This is a genomic window from Streptomyces inusitatus (assembly GCF_014651115.1).
In the GTDB taxonomy this organism is placed as follows: Bacteria; Actinomycetota; Actinomycetes; order Streptomycetales; family Streptomycetaceae; genus Streptomyces; species Streptomyces amakusaensis.
In genome coordinates this window covers 52,892-67,304 of record NZ_BMWG01000017.1, presented here as the reverse complement: position 1 = coordinate 67,304, position 14,413 = coordinate 52,892, and the positions used below count along the sequence as shown (strand labels likewise).

Genomic DNA, 14,413 nt, shown 5'->3' with positions numbered 1-14,413 from the left:
TTGAGTCTCTTCTCGAAAAAGTCGAAATTCGAAGATCAGTCGCAGTTCGGAGAGTCTGACGACGATCTACGGGTGAGCGGCGGGGGCCGGTGCATACATCACCGCCCCCCGCCGTTCACCTACCGAAGCTGTGCGAGGCGGTCAGGCCTGCTCGGCGTCCGCGGCCGGCTCGACCTCGGCAGCGGCCTCGGCGGCGGGCGCCTCGGCAGCGGTGGGGGTCTCCTCGACGGCGGCGTCGGCGGCGGCCTCGGCCGGCTTCTCGTCAGCGGTCTCGGAGTCGGCCTTCTTCTCGCCTTCGAGCAGGTCGCGCTCCCACTCGGCGAGGGGCTCGCCGGCGGCCTTCTCGCCCGGCTTCGAGTCACCGGTGGCCACGCCGGAGCGGGCGATGAGGCCCTCGGCGACGGCGTCGGCGATCACGCGGGTGAGCAGGGTGACGGAGCGGATCGCGTCGTCGTTGCCCGGGATCTTGTAGTCGACCTCGTCGGGGTCGCAGTTGGTGTCGAGGATCGCGACGACCGGGATGTGGAGCTTGCGCGCCTCACCGACGGCGATGTGCTCCTTCTTGGTGTCCACGATCCAGACGGCGCTGGGCACCTTCTGCATCTCGCGGATACCGCCGAGGGTCTTCTCCAGCTTGGCCTTCTCGCGGGAGAGGACGAGCAGCTCCTTCTTGGTGAGGCCGGACGCGGCCACATCCTCGAAGTCGATCTGCTCAAGCTCCTTGAGGCGCTGCAGACGCTTGTAGACGGTGGAGAAGTTGGTCAGCATGCCACCCAGCCAGCGCTGGTTGACGTACGGCATGCCCACGCGGGTCGCCTGCTCGGCGATCGCCTCCTGGGCCTGCTTCTTGGTGCCGACGAACATGATGGAGCCGCCGTGGGCGACGGTCTCCTTGACGAACTCGTAGGCGCGGTCGATGTACGACAGCGACTGGAGCAGGTCGATGATGTAGATGCCGTTGCGCTCGGTGAAGATGAAGCGCTTCATCTTCGGGTTCCAGCGACGGGTCTGGTGACCGAAGTGGACGCCGCTTTCCAGCAGCTCCCGCATCGTGACGACGGCCATGGCCGTATCTCCTTGGATTCTCGGTTGTGTCCTGACGCCCCGACGCGCCGTGCCACAGGGGACCGAGGAGCGCGGCCACCAACCGCGAGAAGCTGAATGGTGGCGGGGCGTGCGAAGTCGACCCGGTGACCCGGATCGCCATGAGAAGTGTACGGGACCGGCGCGGCGCCGGGTGACGGCACTGTCCACAACCTGCCGGTAACCCACAGATCGCGAGCATGATCCACCCGATTGCGGCCGGGCGCGGGAAGGTCTGCGCATGTGTCGCCGACGAATTCTTCTTCTGTTGCCGCTGGTGGCCCTGCTGGTGCCGCTGGCACTACTGGCGCTGGCGTCGCCGCGCGCCGCGGGCCTTCCCTGGGCCGGTACGGACGGCGGCGCGGCCACCGCCCCTGCCGTCACCCCTGCCGTCGCCCGGGGGGTCTGGCCGGTGGGTCCGCCGCGCCCCGCGGTCGTACGGGGGTGGGCCCCGCCCTCGTCGCCCTACGGCCCCGGGCATCGCGGGGTGGATCTGGCCGCCCCGCCGGGCGCCGAGGTGCGCGCGGCGGCGGCCGGGCGGATCGCCTTCGCGGGCCGGGTCGCGGGTCGCGATGTGCTCACGATCACTCTCACCGTGTCACCCGGCACCCGGGACCGGCCGCTGCGGATCACCTACGAACCGGTTCTGGCGCTGCTCCCGGTGGGGGCCGAGGCGGCCGCGGGCGAGCCGGTGGGGCGGATCGCGCCGGGTCCCTCGCACTGTGAGACCGGCTGTCTGCACTGGGGGCTGCTGAGCGGGCGGGAGTATCTGAACCCGCTCTCACTGCTCCCTCCGGAGCTGCTGCGCCGGGCTCCGTCCAGGCTGCTGCCGACGGCGGGCGGGACGCCCCGGGCGTCAGGCCAGTACGCCGCGGAGAGCCATGGACACCGCCGCGTCGGCGATGACTCCGGGCTCCTCGGCCACGCCCAGCTCGATACGGCGGACCGCCGCGTCCACCACGCCCTGGAGGAGCATCGCGGCGAGCCGGGGCTGTTCGTGTCCCAGCTCCCCGAGGGCCTCGCCGATCATCGCGATCAGTCCGCCGTGGGCGGCGCGGATCTTCTCCCGCGCCCCGGCGTCCAGCTCGCTCGCGGAGATGGCGACCACCGCGCGGTGCCGCCGGTCCCCCACGAGGTCCAGCTGTCGGCGCACATACGCCTCGATCTTGCCGGCGGCGGTGTCCGCCCCCCGCATCGCGGTCTCGACCTCGGCCGCCCAGACGGGGAAGTCGACGGCGCACAGCTCCTCGACCACCGCCGCCCGTGACCGGAAGTACTCGTACACCGACGACCGGGCCAGACCGGTGCGCTCGGCGAGGGCGGGGAAGGTCAGCGCCTCCGTACCTCCCTCGGACAGCAGGGATCGCGCGGCGTCGAGCAGGGCGTCGCGCTGCATGGTCCGGTGCTCGGCCACGGAGGCCGCTCGAATCCTGGGCACGTCTCCACTTTACGGATCCCACGCAAGACCCGGCCACGGTTGGGCGTCAACGCCCCACGTCGGCGAGTTTCGCGCGGAGCTGGAGCACCGATTTTGTGTGGATCTGACTGACCCTGCTCTCGGTGACTCCGAGCACATTCCCGATCTCGGCGAGGGTGAGGCCCTCGTAGTAGTACAGGGTCACCACGGTCTTCTCGCGGTCGGGCAGTGTGTTGATGGCGCGGGCGAGCAGCCGCCGCAGCTCCCGGTCCTCGGCCACCTCGACCGGGTTGTCCGCGGCGGTGTCCTCCAGGGTGTCCATCAGGCTGAGCCGGTCGCCGCCCTCGCCGCCGACATGCAGCAGCTCCTCCAGCGCGACAACGTTGGCCAGTGACAACTGGCTGAAGACGGCGTGGAGTTCCTCCACGGCGATGCCCATCTCCGAGGCCACCTCGCCCTCCGAGGGCGTCCGTCTGAGCTGGGCCTCCAGGGTGGCGTAGGCGCGCTCCACCGCGCGGGCCTTCTGGCGGACGGAGCGCGGGATCCAGTCGAGCGCGCGGAGTTCGTCGATCATCGCGCCGCGGATCCGGGTGATCGCGTAGGTCTCGAACTTGATGGACCGCTCGATGTCGAACTTCTCGATGGCGTCGATGAGTCCGAAGACCCCGGAGGAGACGAAGTCCGCCTGCTCCACATTGGGCGGCAGTCCGACGCTGACCCGGCCCGCGACATATTTCACCAGCGGCGAGTAGTGCAGGATCAACTGCTCGCGCAGCCGCTCGTCCCCGGTGGTCTTGTACGACCGCCACAACTCCTCGACCGAGGTGGGAGCGGGGAGACGCACGGCGCCGCGGGCGGCGGGGGGCACCGCCGCGCGGTCAGACCCGGAGGTGTGCTGGGGCATGCGTTGCCTTGAGCCGTTCTGCCGTGAGGGGACTCGGAAGGGGGAGCGGGCGAGCTTCTGGCCGGGAATGATGAGCGTAGCGTGACTGCGCGGTCGCTGTGGGCGAAGGTCAGGGGAACACCCCTCCTCGGGGGTATCTCTCCGTGGTCGTGGAGCGGGCTCGGCGGGGCCTGCCGAGCTCCGCTCTCGCGAGGACGACAAAGGCTCTCCCCCCGGCTCCGCCGCCCCCGTCATTTCACTCGAATGCCGCAGGTCAGCAGCCGGATCGCGGTGCGTTCGGGCGCTGGATCGCCCGTCGCGTCAACTGCCAGCCCTCGCCATGGCGTTCGACGAACCCGAGCGCGTGCAGTTCGTACAGTGCGGCGAGGGTCTCGTCGGGGGCCGTCCCGGCGGCGCGGGCGAGTTGCGCGCCGCCGGCCGCGCCCCGGGCCGGGAGCGCCTCCAGGATCCGCGCGCTCACGGGGTCGAGCAGATCCCTGGGGAGCACCGGGCCCCGGCGGCTCGGGGCCAGTTCCCCCATGTCCCCCACCTGTTCGACGATTTCATCGGCGTCGGTGACCAGCACCGCCTCTCCCCGCAGCAGTTCGTGCACTCCGGCGGAGAGGCCGCTGGTGGCCGCGCCGGGGACGCCCATGGTGTGGCGGGACAGCCGCTGTGCGCAGCGGGCGGTGACGAGGGAGCCGCTGCGGTGCTCGGCCTCTACCACCACCGTGCCCCGGGTGAGCGCGGCGATCACCCGGTTGCGGAGGATGAATCTGCTGGGGGTGGGGTGGTCGCCGGGCGGCAGTTCCCCGACGATCAGGCCCTGTTCGGCGATGCGCCGGATCAGCTCGGCGTGGCCCCGGGGGTAGGGGACGTCCACGCCGCAGGCGAGGACCGCGACGGTGGCTCCGCCCGCGGCGAGCGCGCCGCGGTGCGCCGCGCCGTCGATGCCGAAGGCGGCTCCCGAGACCACGACCCAGCCGCGCTCGGCGAGGCCCGCGCCGAGCGTGGTGGCCATGTGCGCGCCGTACGGTGTGCAGGCCCGGGCTCCGACGACGGCGACGGAGCGCACGGCCCAGGTGCGCAGATCGGGCCGGCCCCTGGTCCAGAGGCCGATGGGCCGGGCGTCGCCGAGGTCGTCGAGCTGGGTCGGCCACCGGGTGTCGCCGGGGTGGATGAACCGGCCCCCGGCCGCGGCGACGGCGGCCAGATCGCGGTGGGGGTCGGCGGTGGCGGCCCTGGCCCGCCAGCTCGCGAGGCGGCGGGCGGTGGCCCCGGGCAGTGCGGCCGCCGCGCCCCGGGGCGCGGTGAGACGGGCCATCAGTTCCTGTGCTCCCAGCTCGCGCAGCCATTGGCCGCCGCGTTCGTCGCCGGGCTCGATCACCCGGGTCAGCGCCGCTCTGGCGAGCCGCTCGGGATCCTCCCGGCCGGGGTGTTCGGTCATGCTCCGCCTCCTGTGGCGGCCGGGACCGGCGCGCCCCGGGCCACTCCCGTGCGCAGTTCGAGGGCGAGTGCGATGTCGGCGGCGTCGGGGCGGTCCCGGGCGGAGAGGTCCGCGAGGGTCCAGGCGATTCTGAGGACGCGGTCGAGGCCGCGCGCGGTGAGCAGTCCGCGCTCCATGTCCCGCTCGGCCGCGGCGAGCGCTCCGGGGGCGGCGGTCCAGCGGGTGCGCAGCTCATGGCCGGGCACCTCGCTGTTGACGGTCCAGGCGGTGTCGCGCAGCCGGGCGGCGGCGCGGTCGCGGGCGGCGCTCACCCGGGCGGCGACGGCCGCCGTGGGCTCGCCCCCGCCGCCGGGCCCCAGCAGGTCGGCGCGGTTGACGGGCTCGACCCGCACCCGGAGGTCGACCCGGTCGAGCAGCGGTCCGGAGAGCCGGGCCTGATAGCGGCGGATGACGGCGGGCGGGCACTCGCAGCCGCCGCCGTGCAGGCCGAACCGTCCGCAGGGGCAGGGGTTGGCGGCGAGGACGAGCAGAAAGCGGGCGGGCAGCCGGACCACTCCCCCGCTGCGGGCCACCACCACATGTCCCGACTCCAGCGGCTGCCGCAGGGCGTCCAGCGCTTTTCCGGCGAATTCTGGACTTTCATCGAGGAAAAGCACTCCCCGGTGGGCCAGGGAGACCGCGCCCGGTCTGGGCAGTCCGTTTCCGCCGCCGACCAGCGCGGGCATGGTGGCGGAGTGGTGGGGCGCGCAGTAGGGCGGCGTACGGACCAGGGGCTGGCCGGGCGGCAGGATCCCGGCCACCGAGTGCACGGCGGTGACCTCCAGGGACTCCTGCCGGGTCAGCGGGGGCAGCACTCCGGGAAGCCGCTCGGCGAGCATGGTCTTGCCCGCGCCCGGCGGCCCGTGGAGCATCAGATGGTGGCCGCCCGCCGCGGCGACCTCCAGCGCCTTGCGGGCCAGGTGCTGGCCCGCGACATCGGCGAGGTCGGGGCCGTCGGCGGGGGCCGGGGCCAGCCCGGTGCCGACCCCGGCGCCGGGGACCATCAGCCCGGCCAGCATCGGGTCGGGGCTGCCCTCGGGCACCGGGGTCTCCTCCGGTACGGGTTCGTCGTTGAGCACGGCGATGAGCTGGCGCAGGCTCCGCACGCCCAGCACGGAGACTCCGGGCACCAGCGCGGCCTCCGCCGCGGTCTGCTCCGGGACGACGACCTGCCGGTATCCGGCCTCGGCGGCGGCGAGCACGGCGGGCAGCACCCCGCGCACCGGCCGCACCCTGCCGTCCAGCCCCAGCTCGCCGATCAGGACCAGATCGGCGATGGCGGCGGCGTCGAGGCGCTCGGAAGCGGCGAGGACCGCGGCGGCCACGGCGAGGTCGAAGCCGCTGCCGCTCTTGGGCACGGACGCCGGGCTGAGCCCCACGGTGAGCTTCATCTGGGGCCACTCGGCCCCGGAGTTGACCAGGGCGGCCCGCACCCGGTCACGGCTCTCCACCAGGCTCTTGTCCGGGAGTCCGACCAGGGTGAACGCGGCGACCCCGCGCTCCAGATCGGCCTGGACCTCCACCACCACGCCCTCGACGCCCACCAGCGCCACCGAGCAGGTACGGGCGAACCCCATCACGCCACCCCCCGGGCGTGCTCCAGCCGGGGCGCGCCGTGCCGGGGCAGCACGACGCCGACGAGGTCGATCCGCGCGCCGCCGGGCGGTGCTCCGCCGTGCCGGTGGAGCCAGCACTCGGCGAGCCGTCTCAGCCGCTCGGCCTTGGCCGGGGTGATCGCCGCCATCGGCTGTCCGAACGGGCCGGGTCTGCGGGTCTTGACCTCGCAGACGACCACCGCGTCGCCGTCGCGAGCCACGATGTCGATCTCACCGGCCCGTCCGCAGCGCCAGTTCCTCGCCAGAACCGTCATACCGGCCTCGGTCAGCAGCCGCGCCGCCAACTCCTCGCCGTACCGCCCCAGTGCCCCCGTCGCGTTCATGTCGGCACCACCTCCGGCACCGACTGTGACGTCTGGAACTCTCAGTTGTGGATCTCGGTGGACAACTCTCCGTCTGTGGACAACTCAGCCACCCGGAAGTTCGAGATCGCTCTTGTTGAGCTCCTCGATGTTCACATCCTTGAAGGTGAGCACGCGTACCTGCTTAACGAATCTGGCCGGGCGATACATGTCCCAGACCCAGGCGTCCGCCATCGAGACCTCGAAGAAGACCTCACCCTGCACGGAGTGGACCTGCATCTCGTAGTCATTGGTGAGATAGAAGCGGCGCTCGGTCTCGATCACGTATTTGAACAGCCCGACGACGTCTCGGTACTCCCGGTAGAGCTTCAGCTCCATCTCGGTCTCGTACTTTTCGAGGTCCTCGGCGCTCATGGCATGTTCCCCTTCAGCCGTGCGTCCCTCGTCGCACGGCCCGGCACGCCCGCCCCTATGCGACTTCCGGGGCGAGGACGACGGGTGTACTCGGAGGGCCCTCGTCGAGCAGCGTTCGCAGCAGCTCGGCGAGCTTGGTCGGGTACACCGTCTCACGCGTCGAGGAGAGTTCGGCGGAAGTCCACCACCTCAGCCCCGTGACACTGCGCCGCTCCAGCTCGGTGAGCCCGCGCGGGGCTGTGGCGGTCTGTACGGTACGCGCCAGGAAGTACCACTCGTCCTGTTCCCAGCGGTGTCCGTCGAAGGGGAAGGAGCAGCGCCGCCGCCACAGGACCGGCCCGAGTTCGACCTCGGTGATCCCGGTCTCCTCCGCCAGCTCGCGCAGCGCGGCCTGAGCCCGGGTCTCGTCCCCCTCCAGGCCACCGCCGGGGGTGAACCACCAGTTGTCGGCGGGGTCGGCGGGCTCGAAGCCGTGCATCAGCAGCACACGGTCCCGGGGGTCCAGCAGCACGACCCGGGCGACCCGGCGCGGCCGGTCCTCGGCGCCTCGCGGTTCAGACATGTGAGGCCGGCCTTCCGGCGCTCTCACGGGCCGAGCCCCTGGCGGATCCCCGGGCGGCTCGGCGGGCGGCTCCGCGGGCGATCGGGCCGTACCCGGCCCCGCCGACGATCAGGATCGCGCCGGCCGCCGCCGCGGCGGCGAGCGGCACCACCGGGCCGGGGGAGGAGATCCCGCCCGGCAGCCCGGCGAAGCCCTCCGGGCGTTCGACCACTCCGCCGTCCACCGGCCAGACCACGGCGTCCAGCCGGCCTGTCACCGCGGATCTCGACACCGATCCCCGCTGGGGGTCGCTCAGGTGCGAGCGGGAGTCCAGCGAGCCCAGCCTGTTGTCCCCGAGCAGAAAGAGCCGGCCCTCGGGCACGGTGACCGTGAAGGCCGGCGGGACGGATCCGGGTTCCGACGGGTCCCCGGCGAGATACGGCTCGTCGACCGGCTTGTCGTTGACCGTCAGCCGACCGCCTCCGCCGCAGCAGGCGATCCGGTCGCCGCCGACGCCGACCACGCGCTTGACCATCGGGCCGCCGCCCCAGGAGGGGTCCCGGAAGACCACCACATCGCCCCGCCGCACCTGATCGCCGTCCACCCGCTGGGCCAGCACCCGGTCGCCCGCGCTCAAGGTCGGGTGCATCGATTCGGTCGGGATGGTGTACGGCTGGTAGATCACCGCGCCCCAGCCGAAGCCGCCGAGGAAGAGCAACGAACCGACGGCCACGGCCAGCCCCGACAGCGTGCTGCCGAGGCGGCCGCGGCCGCCGTGTTCATGTTCCGATCGTTCCGGTCCCATCCCGCTCCCCCGCTCAGGGCGATTCGATCGCCGGAGGGGCTGCCCCCGGCGATCCGCGATCTGGGACGGCACCCTACCGGGCGGTGTCCCCGGCGGTCAGCCGCTTCCGCCGCCACAGGACGATGGGCAGCGCGCCCAGGGCCCCCATCGCCAGCGGCGCGCCCCCGGCCACGACGGAGGCCGCGGTGTTGAGGCCGGGCTGGTCGAAGGTGTCGGGGACGGAGAGGGTCGACCAGCGGTTGATCGGCCAGGCGACGACGATGGCGCGCCCGACGACCTTGTCGACCGGGACGAAGCCGTCGTTCACGTCTTCCATGTGGTAGCGGGAGTCCCGGGAGTTCTGGCGGTGGTCGCCCATCACCCAGATCCGGTCCTCGGGCACCTTGAACGGGCCGAAGGGCTGGTCGTCGCAGGCGCTGTCGCCGGGGAAGACATACGTCTCGTCGAGCGGCTTGCCGTTGACCTTGACCGGGCCGCCCTTGCGGCACTCGATCGTGTCGCCGGCGACTCCGATCGTCCGCTTGATCAGGTCCTTCTCCTCGGCCGAAGGCATCAGGCCGATGAAGCTCAGAAACTTCTGGAGCGCGTTGGGGTCGGGGGTGGGCTCGCCCTCCAGCCAGCCGCCCGGGTCGTGGAAGACGACGACCTCGCCGCGCTCGGGCTCGGAGCCGAACCAGGGGGTGAGCTTGTCCACCAGCACCCGGTCACCGCGCTGGAGGGTGTTCTGCATCGAGTCCGAGGGAATCGAGAACGCCTGCACCAGAAATGTCTTGATCAGCAGTGCCAGAACGAGCGCGATGCCGATCAGCAGCGGCAGCTCCTTCCAGAACGACCGCTGGTTCTTGCTCCGGGAACGACCGCCGTCGGCCCCCTCGTCACCCGCGCCCTCGTCTGCCGGGGTACGCCCCGACGGATCGTCGCCCGCCACGGGTCCGGTGGACCGGTCGGGCTCCCCCGGCCTGTCCTCCGGCTGATCGTGTCCGGACCGTGCGCCGACCGCCACGTCCCCCACATCCACTCCTCACTCCGTGCGAACTGCGAACCGCCTGCCCCGCAGAAGAAGCAGACCCACTACTCCCATAACGAGCGGGAGTTCCGCAGGGGTCGGGAGCAGGACCATTCCGTTTCTGTCCTGGGAGGACACACTATTCGACACACGATCCGGCGTGCTCGCCCCGGAGGCCCGGTTCGAACGGGGATCCGGGACCGATGCGTAGGTCTCCGGCTCCTCCAGCCTGCGCCAATGGCCCACCGGCCAGGCGATCACCACCGCGCGGCCCACCACCTCGTCCTCGGAGACGGTGCCCCGGTGCTCCCCGTCGAGATGGAAGCGGGAGTCGGCCGAGTTGGAGCGATGGTCGCCCATCACGAAGAGCCGGCCGGGCGGGACCTCGACGTCGAAGGTCAGCGTCGACGGGGCGTTCCCGGGGTTCAGATAGGGCTCGGTCAGCGCCTCGCCGTTGACGGTGACCCGGCCGTCGGCGTCGCAGCAGACGACGGTGTCCCCGCCGACCGCGATCACCCGTTTGATCAGATCCTGCTGGTCGGCCGAGGGGAGCAGTCCGATGTGGGTGAGTCCCCGCTTGATCTGCTGGACGAGGAACGGTCCCTCGTCCCCGGACGCGCCGTCCTCCGGCTGGAGCCAGCCGCCGGGGTCCTTGAAGACCACCACGTCACCGCGGTCGGGACGGCTGCCGAACCAGGGGGTGAGCTTGTCCACCAGCACCCGGTCCTGGATGCGGATCGTCTGCTCCATGGAACCGGAGGGGATGACGAACGCCTGCACGAAGAAGGTCTTGAGCGCCAGCGCGATGACCAGCGCCGAGAGGATCAGCAGGGGGATCTCTCTGAACAGGGAGGACCGGCGTCTGCGCCGTACCCGCGCCGCGAGTCTGCGGCGCTCGGCGCGGCCGGGCAGGGCCCTCGCGCCATCGGCCCCGGCAGTCCCGGCCCCGACCCCGGGCCCGGTCCCCGTAGCCGTCCCGTTCCTGGTCCCGGCGGACCGTCGTGGGCCGGCCCGGTGGCCGCCGGGGCGTCCCCGGCTACCCATGGCCCCCGCCGTGGCCCCCCGGGGGCGCGTCCGGCACCTTGGAGAACGCCTCGGCGCGCTCCAGGGAGGCCCAGCGGCCCAGCGGCCAGCCGATCCAGTCCACCCGCCCGACGACCTTCTCCACCGGCACCATGCCCCCGCCGGGCGATCCGAGCCGGTCACGGGAGTCGCTGGAGTCACTGCGGTGGTCCCCCAGCACCCAGAGCCTGCCCGGCGGCACGACGATGTCGAAGTCGACCTCGGAGGGGACGTCACCGGGGTGGAGATACTCCTCGTCCAGCGGTACGCCGTTCACCTGGAGCCTGCCCCTGTCGTCGCAGCAGACGACCCGGTCGCCGCCGACGCCCACGACCCGCTTCACGAAGTCGGTCTCGTCGGGCTCGGCCAGACCGAGCGTGGCCAGGACTCCCCTGGCCGCCTCGGCGGCCGGATTCTCCTCCGTACCCGCCGCGACGAAGGAGCCCTCGCCGTCGAAGACGATCAGATCGCCGCGGCGGGGCGGCTCGTCGGAGCCGTACGCCAGCTTGTTGACGAGCACCCGGTCCCCCACCTGAAGGGTGGGTTCCATGGAGCCGCTGGGGATCTGGAAGGGCTGCACCACAAAGCGGCTGAACAGCAGCACGCCGGCCGTCACGGCCACGGCCTGGAGCAGCACCGTGCGCCAGGACCCCGGGGAGCCCAGGACGGCTCGTGGCCGAAAACGCGAGAAGCGCGACCGCTCGCTCCCGTCCCCGGCTTCGGGGAGGGAGGAGTGGTCGCGCTCCGTGTTCTTCGCTGCGGTGTCCATACAGGGACGAAGCCTATCCGGCCGCGCCCTGGACTCCCGCGCGGTGCGGGCCGGGGCCCGGCACCGTGCGCCCGGTGTGAACCGAGGTTCAGCGGTCGCGCTTCTCCTTGATCTTCGCGGCCTTGCCGCGCAGCTCACGGAGGTAGTACAGCTTGGCGCGACGGACGTCACCGCGGCTGACCAGCTCGATCTTCTCGAAGATCGGGCTGTGCACCGGGAAGGTGCGCTCGACGCCGACGGAGAACGAGACCTTGCGGACCGTGAAGGTCTCGCTGACGCCCGAACCCTGGCGGCGGATGACGACACCCTTGAACTGCTGGATACGCGAGCGGTTGCCCTCGATGACGCGAACGTGGACGTTCACGGTGTCACCGGGGCGGAACGCGGGGAGGTCGGACCGCAGCGAGGCGGTGTTGACAGCGTCGAGCACGTGCGACATGTTCGTCTGCTTTCTTCGCGATGCCACAGGTCATCAGCGGGAGAGAGGGGTGAGATTCAGGGGCCGTCACGTCGGAGCGGGCGTCGTGTCCCCCTGCGGCAGGGGCGCACGCCGGACGTACGGCAGCGGCCTATTGTTCCACGGCCGGGGGCCTGCGCCAAAATCGGCCACCCGGTTCCGGGGCCCAGCCGAGGATGGAGAGGGTCTCCCGGTCCTTCTTGTCGAAGGCGGCGGGATCGCAGCGCTCGATCAGGTCCGGCCGGTTCTCGGCCGTGCGCCGGAACGCCTCGTCGCGCCGCCAGCGCGCGATCTTGCCGTGGTGCCCGCTGGTGAGCACGTCGGGGATGCCGCGCCCCCGCCAGGCGGGCGGCTTGGTGTAGACGGGCCCCTCCAGCAGATTGGCCATCGCGCCGGGGGCGAAGGAGTCGTCCCGGTGGGATTCGGCGTTGCCGAGCACCCCGGGGAGCAGCCGGGCCACGGCCTCGGTGATCACCAGGACCGCGGCCTCGCCGCCGGCCAGCACATAGTCCCCGATGGAGACCTCGTACACCGGCATCCGGGTGGCGTACTCGTCCATCACCCGGCGGTCGATGCCCTCGTAACGGGCGGGGGTGAAGATCAGCCAGGGCCGCTCGGCGAGTTCCACCGCGAGCTCCTGGGTGAAGGGGCGGCCGCTGGGCGTGGGGACGACCAGGACCGGGCCGTGGGCCCCGGTCTCGTATCCGTCGGCCAGGGCGTCGTCGAGCGCCTCGCCCCAGGGCTCCGTCTTCATGACCATGCCGGGGCCGCCGCCGTACGGGGTGTCGTCCACGGTGTTGTGACGGTCGTGGGTCCAGTGGCGCAGATCGCTCACCCGTACGTCCAGCTGCCCGCGGGCGCGGGCCTTGCCGACGAGGGAGACGTTCAGCGGTTCCAGATACTCGGGGAAGATCGTGACGACGTCGATGCGCATCAGGAGTCGCCCTTGGCGCCGGCCTCGGCACCGGCCGCCGTGTCCGTGCCCGTGCCCGTGCCCGTCTCGGTCTCCGCGTCCCGGGCGGACGCGATCTCGGCGCGGTCGTCGATCAGCCCCGGCGGCGGGTCGATCACGGCCCGCTGCTCCTCCAGATCGATCCCGGTGACGATCTCCTCCACGAACGGGATCATCACCTCGCTGCCGTCCGGACGCTCCACGATGAAGAGATCCTGCGAGGGCAGATGGCTGATCTCGGTGATCCGGCCCACCTCGGTTCCGTCCACGGTCACCACATCGAGGTCGATGAGCTGGTGGTCGTAGAACTCCTCGGGGTCCTCGGGCACCTCTTCCGGGTCCACCTCGGCGATCAGGAGGGTGTTGCGCAGGGCCTCGGCCCCATTGCGCTCCCGTACGCCCGCGAAGCGCAGCAGCAGCCTGCCGCTGTGCACCCGGCCGGTCTCGATCGTCAGCGGGCCCACCGAGGCCGGCTCGGTGGCCAGCACGGCCCCGGGCGCGAGCCTCAGCTCGGGCTCGTCCGTGCGGACCTCGACGGTGACCTCGCCCTTGATGCCGTGGGCACGGCCGATCCGGGCCACTACCAACTGCACTTCGCACTCTCTTCTGTCATACGGCTGTCATACGGCTCTGCGATACGGCTCTACGACTGACGCGGCTGTGCCGTTCGGGTGACGGCGGCCCGCGATCCGCTCATACGACTACGGGCCGGGGACGGCCGACTGGCCCTCCCCGGCCCGAGCCGGTGTTCAACTGTTCAGCGGACCTGGTCCACGTCGACGAGGTCGACACGGATGCCACGGCCGCCGATGGCGCCCACAACGGTGCGCAGAGCGCGTGCGGTGCGGCCATTGCGGCCGATCACCTTACCGAGGTCGTCGGGGTGGACCCGGACCTCCAGCACACGCCCGCGACGCAGATCGCGCGAGGCGACCCGCACATCGTCGGGGTTGTCGACGATGCCCTTCACGAGGTGCTCGAGAGCCTCCTCGAGCATGCTCAGGCCTCGGTCGACTCGGTGGACTCGGCGGCGTCAGCCGCGTCGTCCGCCTTCTTGTCGGCCTTCTTCGCCTTGGGGGTGATGGCCTCACCCTTCGACTCGCCGCCCTCAAGGGCCTTGGCGAACTCGTCGAACGCGGCGCGCTTGTCGGCCTTGGGCTCGGCCACCAGCAGCGGCGCCGGGGCCGGGAGGCCCTTGTGCTTCTGCCAGTCGCCGGTGAGCTTCAGGATCGCGAGAACCGGCTCGGTCGGCTGGGCGCCGACGGACAGCCAGTACTGCGCCCGCTCCGAGTCGACCTCGATGCGGGACGGGTTCTGCACCGGGTGGTACAGGCCGATCTCCTCGATGGCCCGGCCGTCACGGCGGGTACGGGAGTCGGCGATGACGATGCGGTAGTGAGGCGAACGGATCTTGCCCAGACGCTTCAGCTTGATCTTGACTGCCACGGAAGTGGTGTCTCCTGGTCTTGACGTGGTTGGGCACAACAAGATGCCACGTGGGGTTGCGGTACTCGGGGTGCCCGATGGACGCGTCAGCCGGAGGAGAGAGGGGTCCTATGCGGCCGTCGAGTACAGCTGTCCATTGTGCCACACGCCGACGGCGCGCTTCCCCCTGACCCA

General features: G+C 71.7%; 16 protein-coding genes and 1 pseudogene. All 17 read right to left on the bottom strand.

Annotated elements, in window-relative coordinates; all coding sequences use genetic code 11:
* Window positions 1-141: 141 nt before the first annotated feature.
* Window positions 142-1,065 (bottom strand): 30S ribosomal protein S2, encoded by a 924-nt coding sequence (gene rpsB / locus IE247_RS23330; RefSeq protein WP_190125196.1) that lies wholly within the window; start codon window positions 1,063-1,065, stop codon window positions 142-144.
* A gap of 874 nt (window positions 1,066-1,939) precedes the next feature.
* Window positions 1,940-2,497, bottom strand: coding sequence for a TetR/AcrR family transcriptional regulator (locus IE247_RS23325; protein ID WP_190125277.1), 558 nt, complete (start codon window positions 2,495-2,497; stop codon window positions 1,940-1,942).
* Between the two features lie 70 nt (window positions 2,498-2,567).
* Window positions 2,568-3,404: an RNA polymerase sigma factor WhiG gene (gene whiG / locus IE247_RS23320; RefSeq protein ID WP_190125195.1), complete on the bottom strand. Its 837-nt coding sequence runs from the start codon at window positions 3,402-3,404 to the stop codon at window positions 2,568-2,570.
* Window positions 3,405-3,657: 253 nt separating this feature from the next.
* Window positions 3,658-4,830, bottom strand: coding sequence for a DNA-processing protein DprA (gene dprA, locus IE247_RS23315; protein WP_190125194.1), 1,173 nt, complete (start codon window positions 4,828-4,830; stop codon window positions 3,658-3,660).
* Entirely contained in the window at window positions 4,827-6,446 is a 1,620-nt protein-coding gene (locus IE247_RS23310) for a YifB family Mg chelatase-like AAA ATPase (protein WP_190125193.1), read from the bottom strand. Before IE247_RS23310 ends, dprA begins: the two co-directional genes overlap by 4 nt.
* Window positions 6,446-6,808 carry a YraN family protein gene (locus IE247_RS23305; RefSeq protein WP_190125192.1) on the bottom strand — a complete coding sequence of 121 codons (363 nt, stop codon included), beginning with the start codon at window positions 6,806-6,808 and terminating at the stop codon, window positions 6,446-6,448. Before IE247_RS23305 ends, IE247_RS23310 begins: the two co-directional genes overlap by 1 nt.
* An 84-nt stretch (window positions 6,809-6,892) precedes the next feature.
* Window positions 6,893-7,201, bottom strand: a complete 309-nt coding sequence (locus IE247_RS23300) for a DUF2469 domain-containing protein (protein ID WP_003965949.1) — start codon at window positions 7,199-7,201, stop codon at window positions 6,893-6,895.
* 55 nt (window positions 7,202-7,256) lie between these two features.
* Window positions 7,257-7,763 (bottom strand): NUDIX hydrolase, encoded by a 507-nt coding sequence (locus IE247_RS23295; protein WP_190125191.1) that lies wholly within the window; start codon window positions 7,761-7,763, stop codon window positions 7,257-7,259.
* On the bottom strand, window positions 7,756-8,547 hold the full coding sequence (lepB, locus tag IE247_RS23290; protein WP_190125190.1) for a signal peptidase I: 792 nt from the start codon (window positions 8,545-8,547) through the stop codon (window positions 7,756-7,758). The genes IE247_RS23295 and lepB (IE247_RS23290) overlap by 8 nt, the downstream gene beginning before the upstream one ends.
* A 73-nt stretch (window positions 8,548-8,620) precedes the next feature.
* A complete protein-coding gene (gene lepB, locus IE247_RS23285; protein WP_373305602.1) occupies window positions 8,621-9,550 on the bottom strand; it encodes a signal peptidase I in 930 nt (309 codons plus the stop codon).
* Window positions 9,465-10,597 (bottom strand): annotated as a pseudogene (gene lepB / locus IE247_RS23280) (signal peptidase I); the annotation flags it as partial. The gene lepB (IE247_RS23285) and the pseudogene lepB (IE247_RS23280), both read right to left, overlap by 86 nt.
* The gene (gene lepB / locus IE247_RS23275) at window positions 10,590-11,384 is read right to left on the bottom strand and encodes a signal peptidase I (RefSeq protein ID WP_190125188.1); all 795 of its coding nucleotides are present in this window, start codon (window positions 11,382-11,384) and stop codon (window positions 10,590-10,592) included. The pseudogene lepB (IE247_RS23280) and the gene lepB (IE247_RS23275), both read right to left, overlap by 8 nt.
* 88 nt (window positions 11,385-11,472) lie before the next feature.
* Complete coding sequence (gene rplS / locus IE247_RS23270; protein WP_190125187.1) at window positions 11,473-11,823, bottom strand: 50S ribosomal protein L19; 351 nt, start codon at window positions 11,821-11,823, stop codon at window positions 11,473-11,475.
* 130 nt (window positions 11,824-11,953) lie between these two features.
* The gene (gene trmD / locus IE247_RS23265) at window positions 11,954-12,775 is read right to left on the bottom strand and encodes a tRNA (guanosine(37)-N1)-methyltransferase TrmD (protein ID WP_190125186.1); all 822 of its coding nucleotides are present in this window, start codon (window positions 12,773-12,775) and stop codon (window positions 11,954-11,956) included.
* Window positions 12,775-13,386 carry a ribosome maturation factor RimM gene (rimM, locus tag IE247_RS23260; RefSeq protein WP_190125185.1) on the bottom strand — a complete coding sequence of 204 codons (612 nt, stop codon included), beginning with the start codon at window positions 13,384-13,386 and terminating at the stop codon, window positions 12,775-12,777. The genes trmD and rimM overlap by 1 nt, the downstream gene beginning before the upstream one ends.
* A gap of 164 nt (window positions 13,387-13,550) precedes the next feature.
* The gene (locus IE247_RS23255; protein WP_031130168.1) at window positions 13,551-13,790 is read right to left on the bottom strand and encodes an RNA-binding protein; all 240 of its coding nucleotides are present in this window, start codon (window positions 13,788-13,790) and stop codon (window positions 13,551-13,553) included.
* Between the two features lie 2 nt (window positions 13,791-13,792).
* Window positions 13,793-14,239 carry a 30S ribosomal protein S16 gene (rpsP, locus tag IE247_RS23250; protein ID WP_190125184.1) on the bottom strand — a complete coding sequence of 149 codons (447 nt, stop codon included), beginning with the start codon at window positions 14,237-14,239 and terminating at the stop codon, window positions 13,793-13,795.
* Window positions 14,240-14,413: the final 174 nt, after the last annotated feature.

Excerpts from the sequence above, each read along its gene's own strand:
- whiG (WP_190125195.1), bottom strand. The coding sequence starts at position 3,404 with ATGCCCCAGCACACCTCCGGGTCTGACCGCGCGGCGGTGCCCCCCGCC.
- IE247_RS23305 (WP_190125192.1), bottom strand. The coding sequence starts at position 6,808 with ATGAACGCGACGGGGGCACTGGGGCGGTACGGCGAGGAGTTGGCGGCG.
- lepB (WP_190125188.1), bottom strand. The coding sequence starts at position 11,384 with ATGGACACCGCAGCGAAGAACACGGAGCGCGACCACTCCTCCCTCCCC.
- IE247_RS23310 (WP_190125193.1), bottom strand. The coding sequence starts at position 6,446 with ATGGGGTTCGCCCGTACCTGCTCGGTGGCGCTGGTGGGCGTCGAGGGC.
- IE247_RS23255 (WP_031130168.1), bottom strand. The coding sequence starts at position 13,790 with ATGCTCGAGGAGGCTCTCGAGCACCTCGTGAAGGGCATCGTCGACAAC.
- trmD (WP_190125186.1), bottom strand. The coding sequence starts at position 12,775 with ATGCGCATCGACGTCGTCACGATCTTCCCCGAGTATCTGGAACCGCTG.
- IE247_RS23300 (WP_003965949.1), bottom strand. The coding sequence starts at position 7,201 with ATGAGCGCCGAGGACCTCGAAAAGTACGAGACCGAGATGGAGCTGAAG.
- IE247_RS23295 (WP_190125191.1), bottom strand. The coding sequence starts at position 7,763 with ATGTCTGAACCGCGAGGCGCCGAGGACCGGCCGCGCCGGGTCGCCCGG.
- rpsB (WP_190125196.1), bottom strand. The coding sequence starts at position 1,065 with ATGGCCGTCGTCACGATGCGGGAGCTGCTGGAAAGCGGCGTCCACTTC.
- rplS (WP_190125187.1), bottom strand. The coding sequence starts at position 11,823 with ATGTCGCACGTGCTCGACGCTGTCAACACCGCCTCGCTGCGGTCCGAC.
- dprA (WP_190125194.1), bottom strand. The coding sequence starts at position 4,830 with ATGACCGAACACCCCGGCCGGGAGGATCCCGAGCGGCTCGCCAGAGCG.
- lepB (WP_190125190.1), bottom strand. The coding sequence starts at position 8,547 with ATGGGACCGGAACGATCGGAACATGAACACGGCGGCCGCGGCCGCCTC.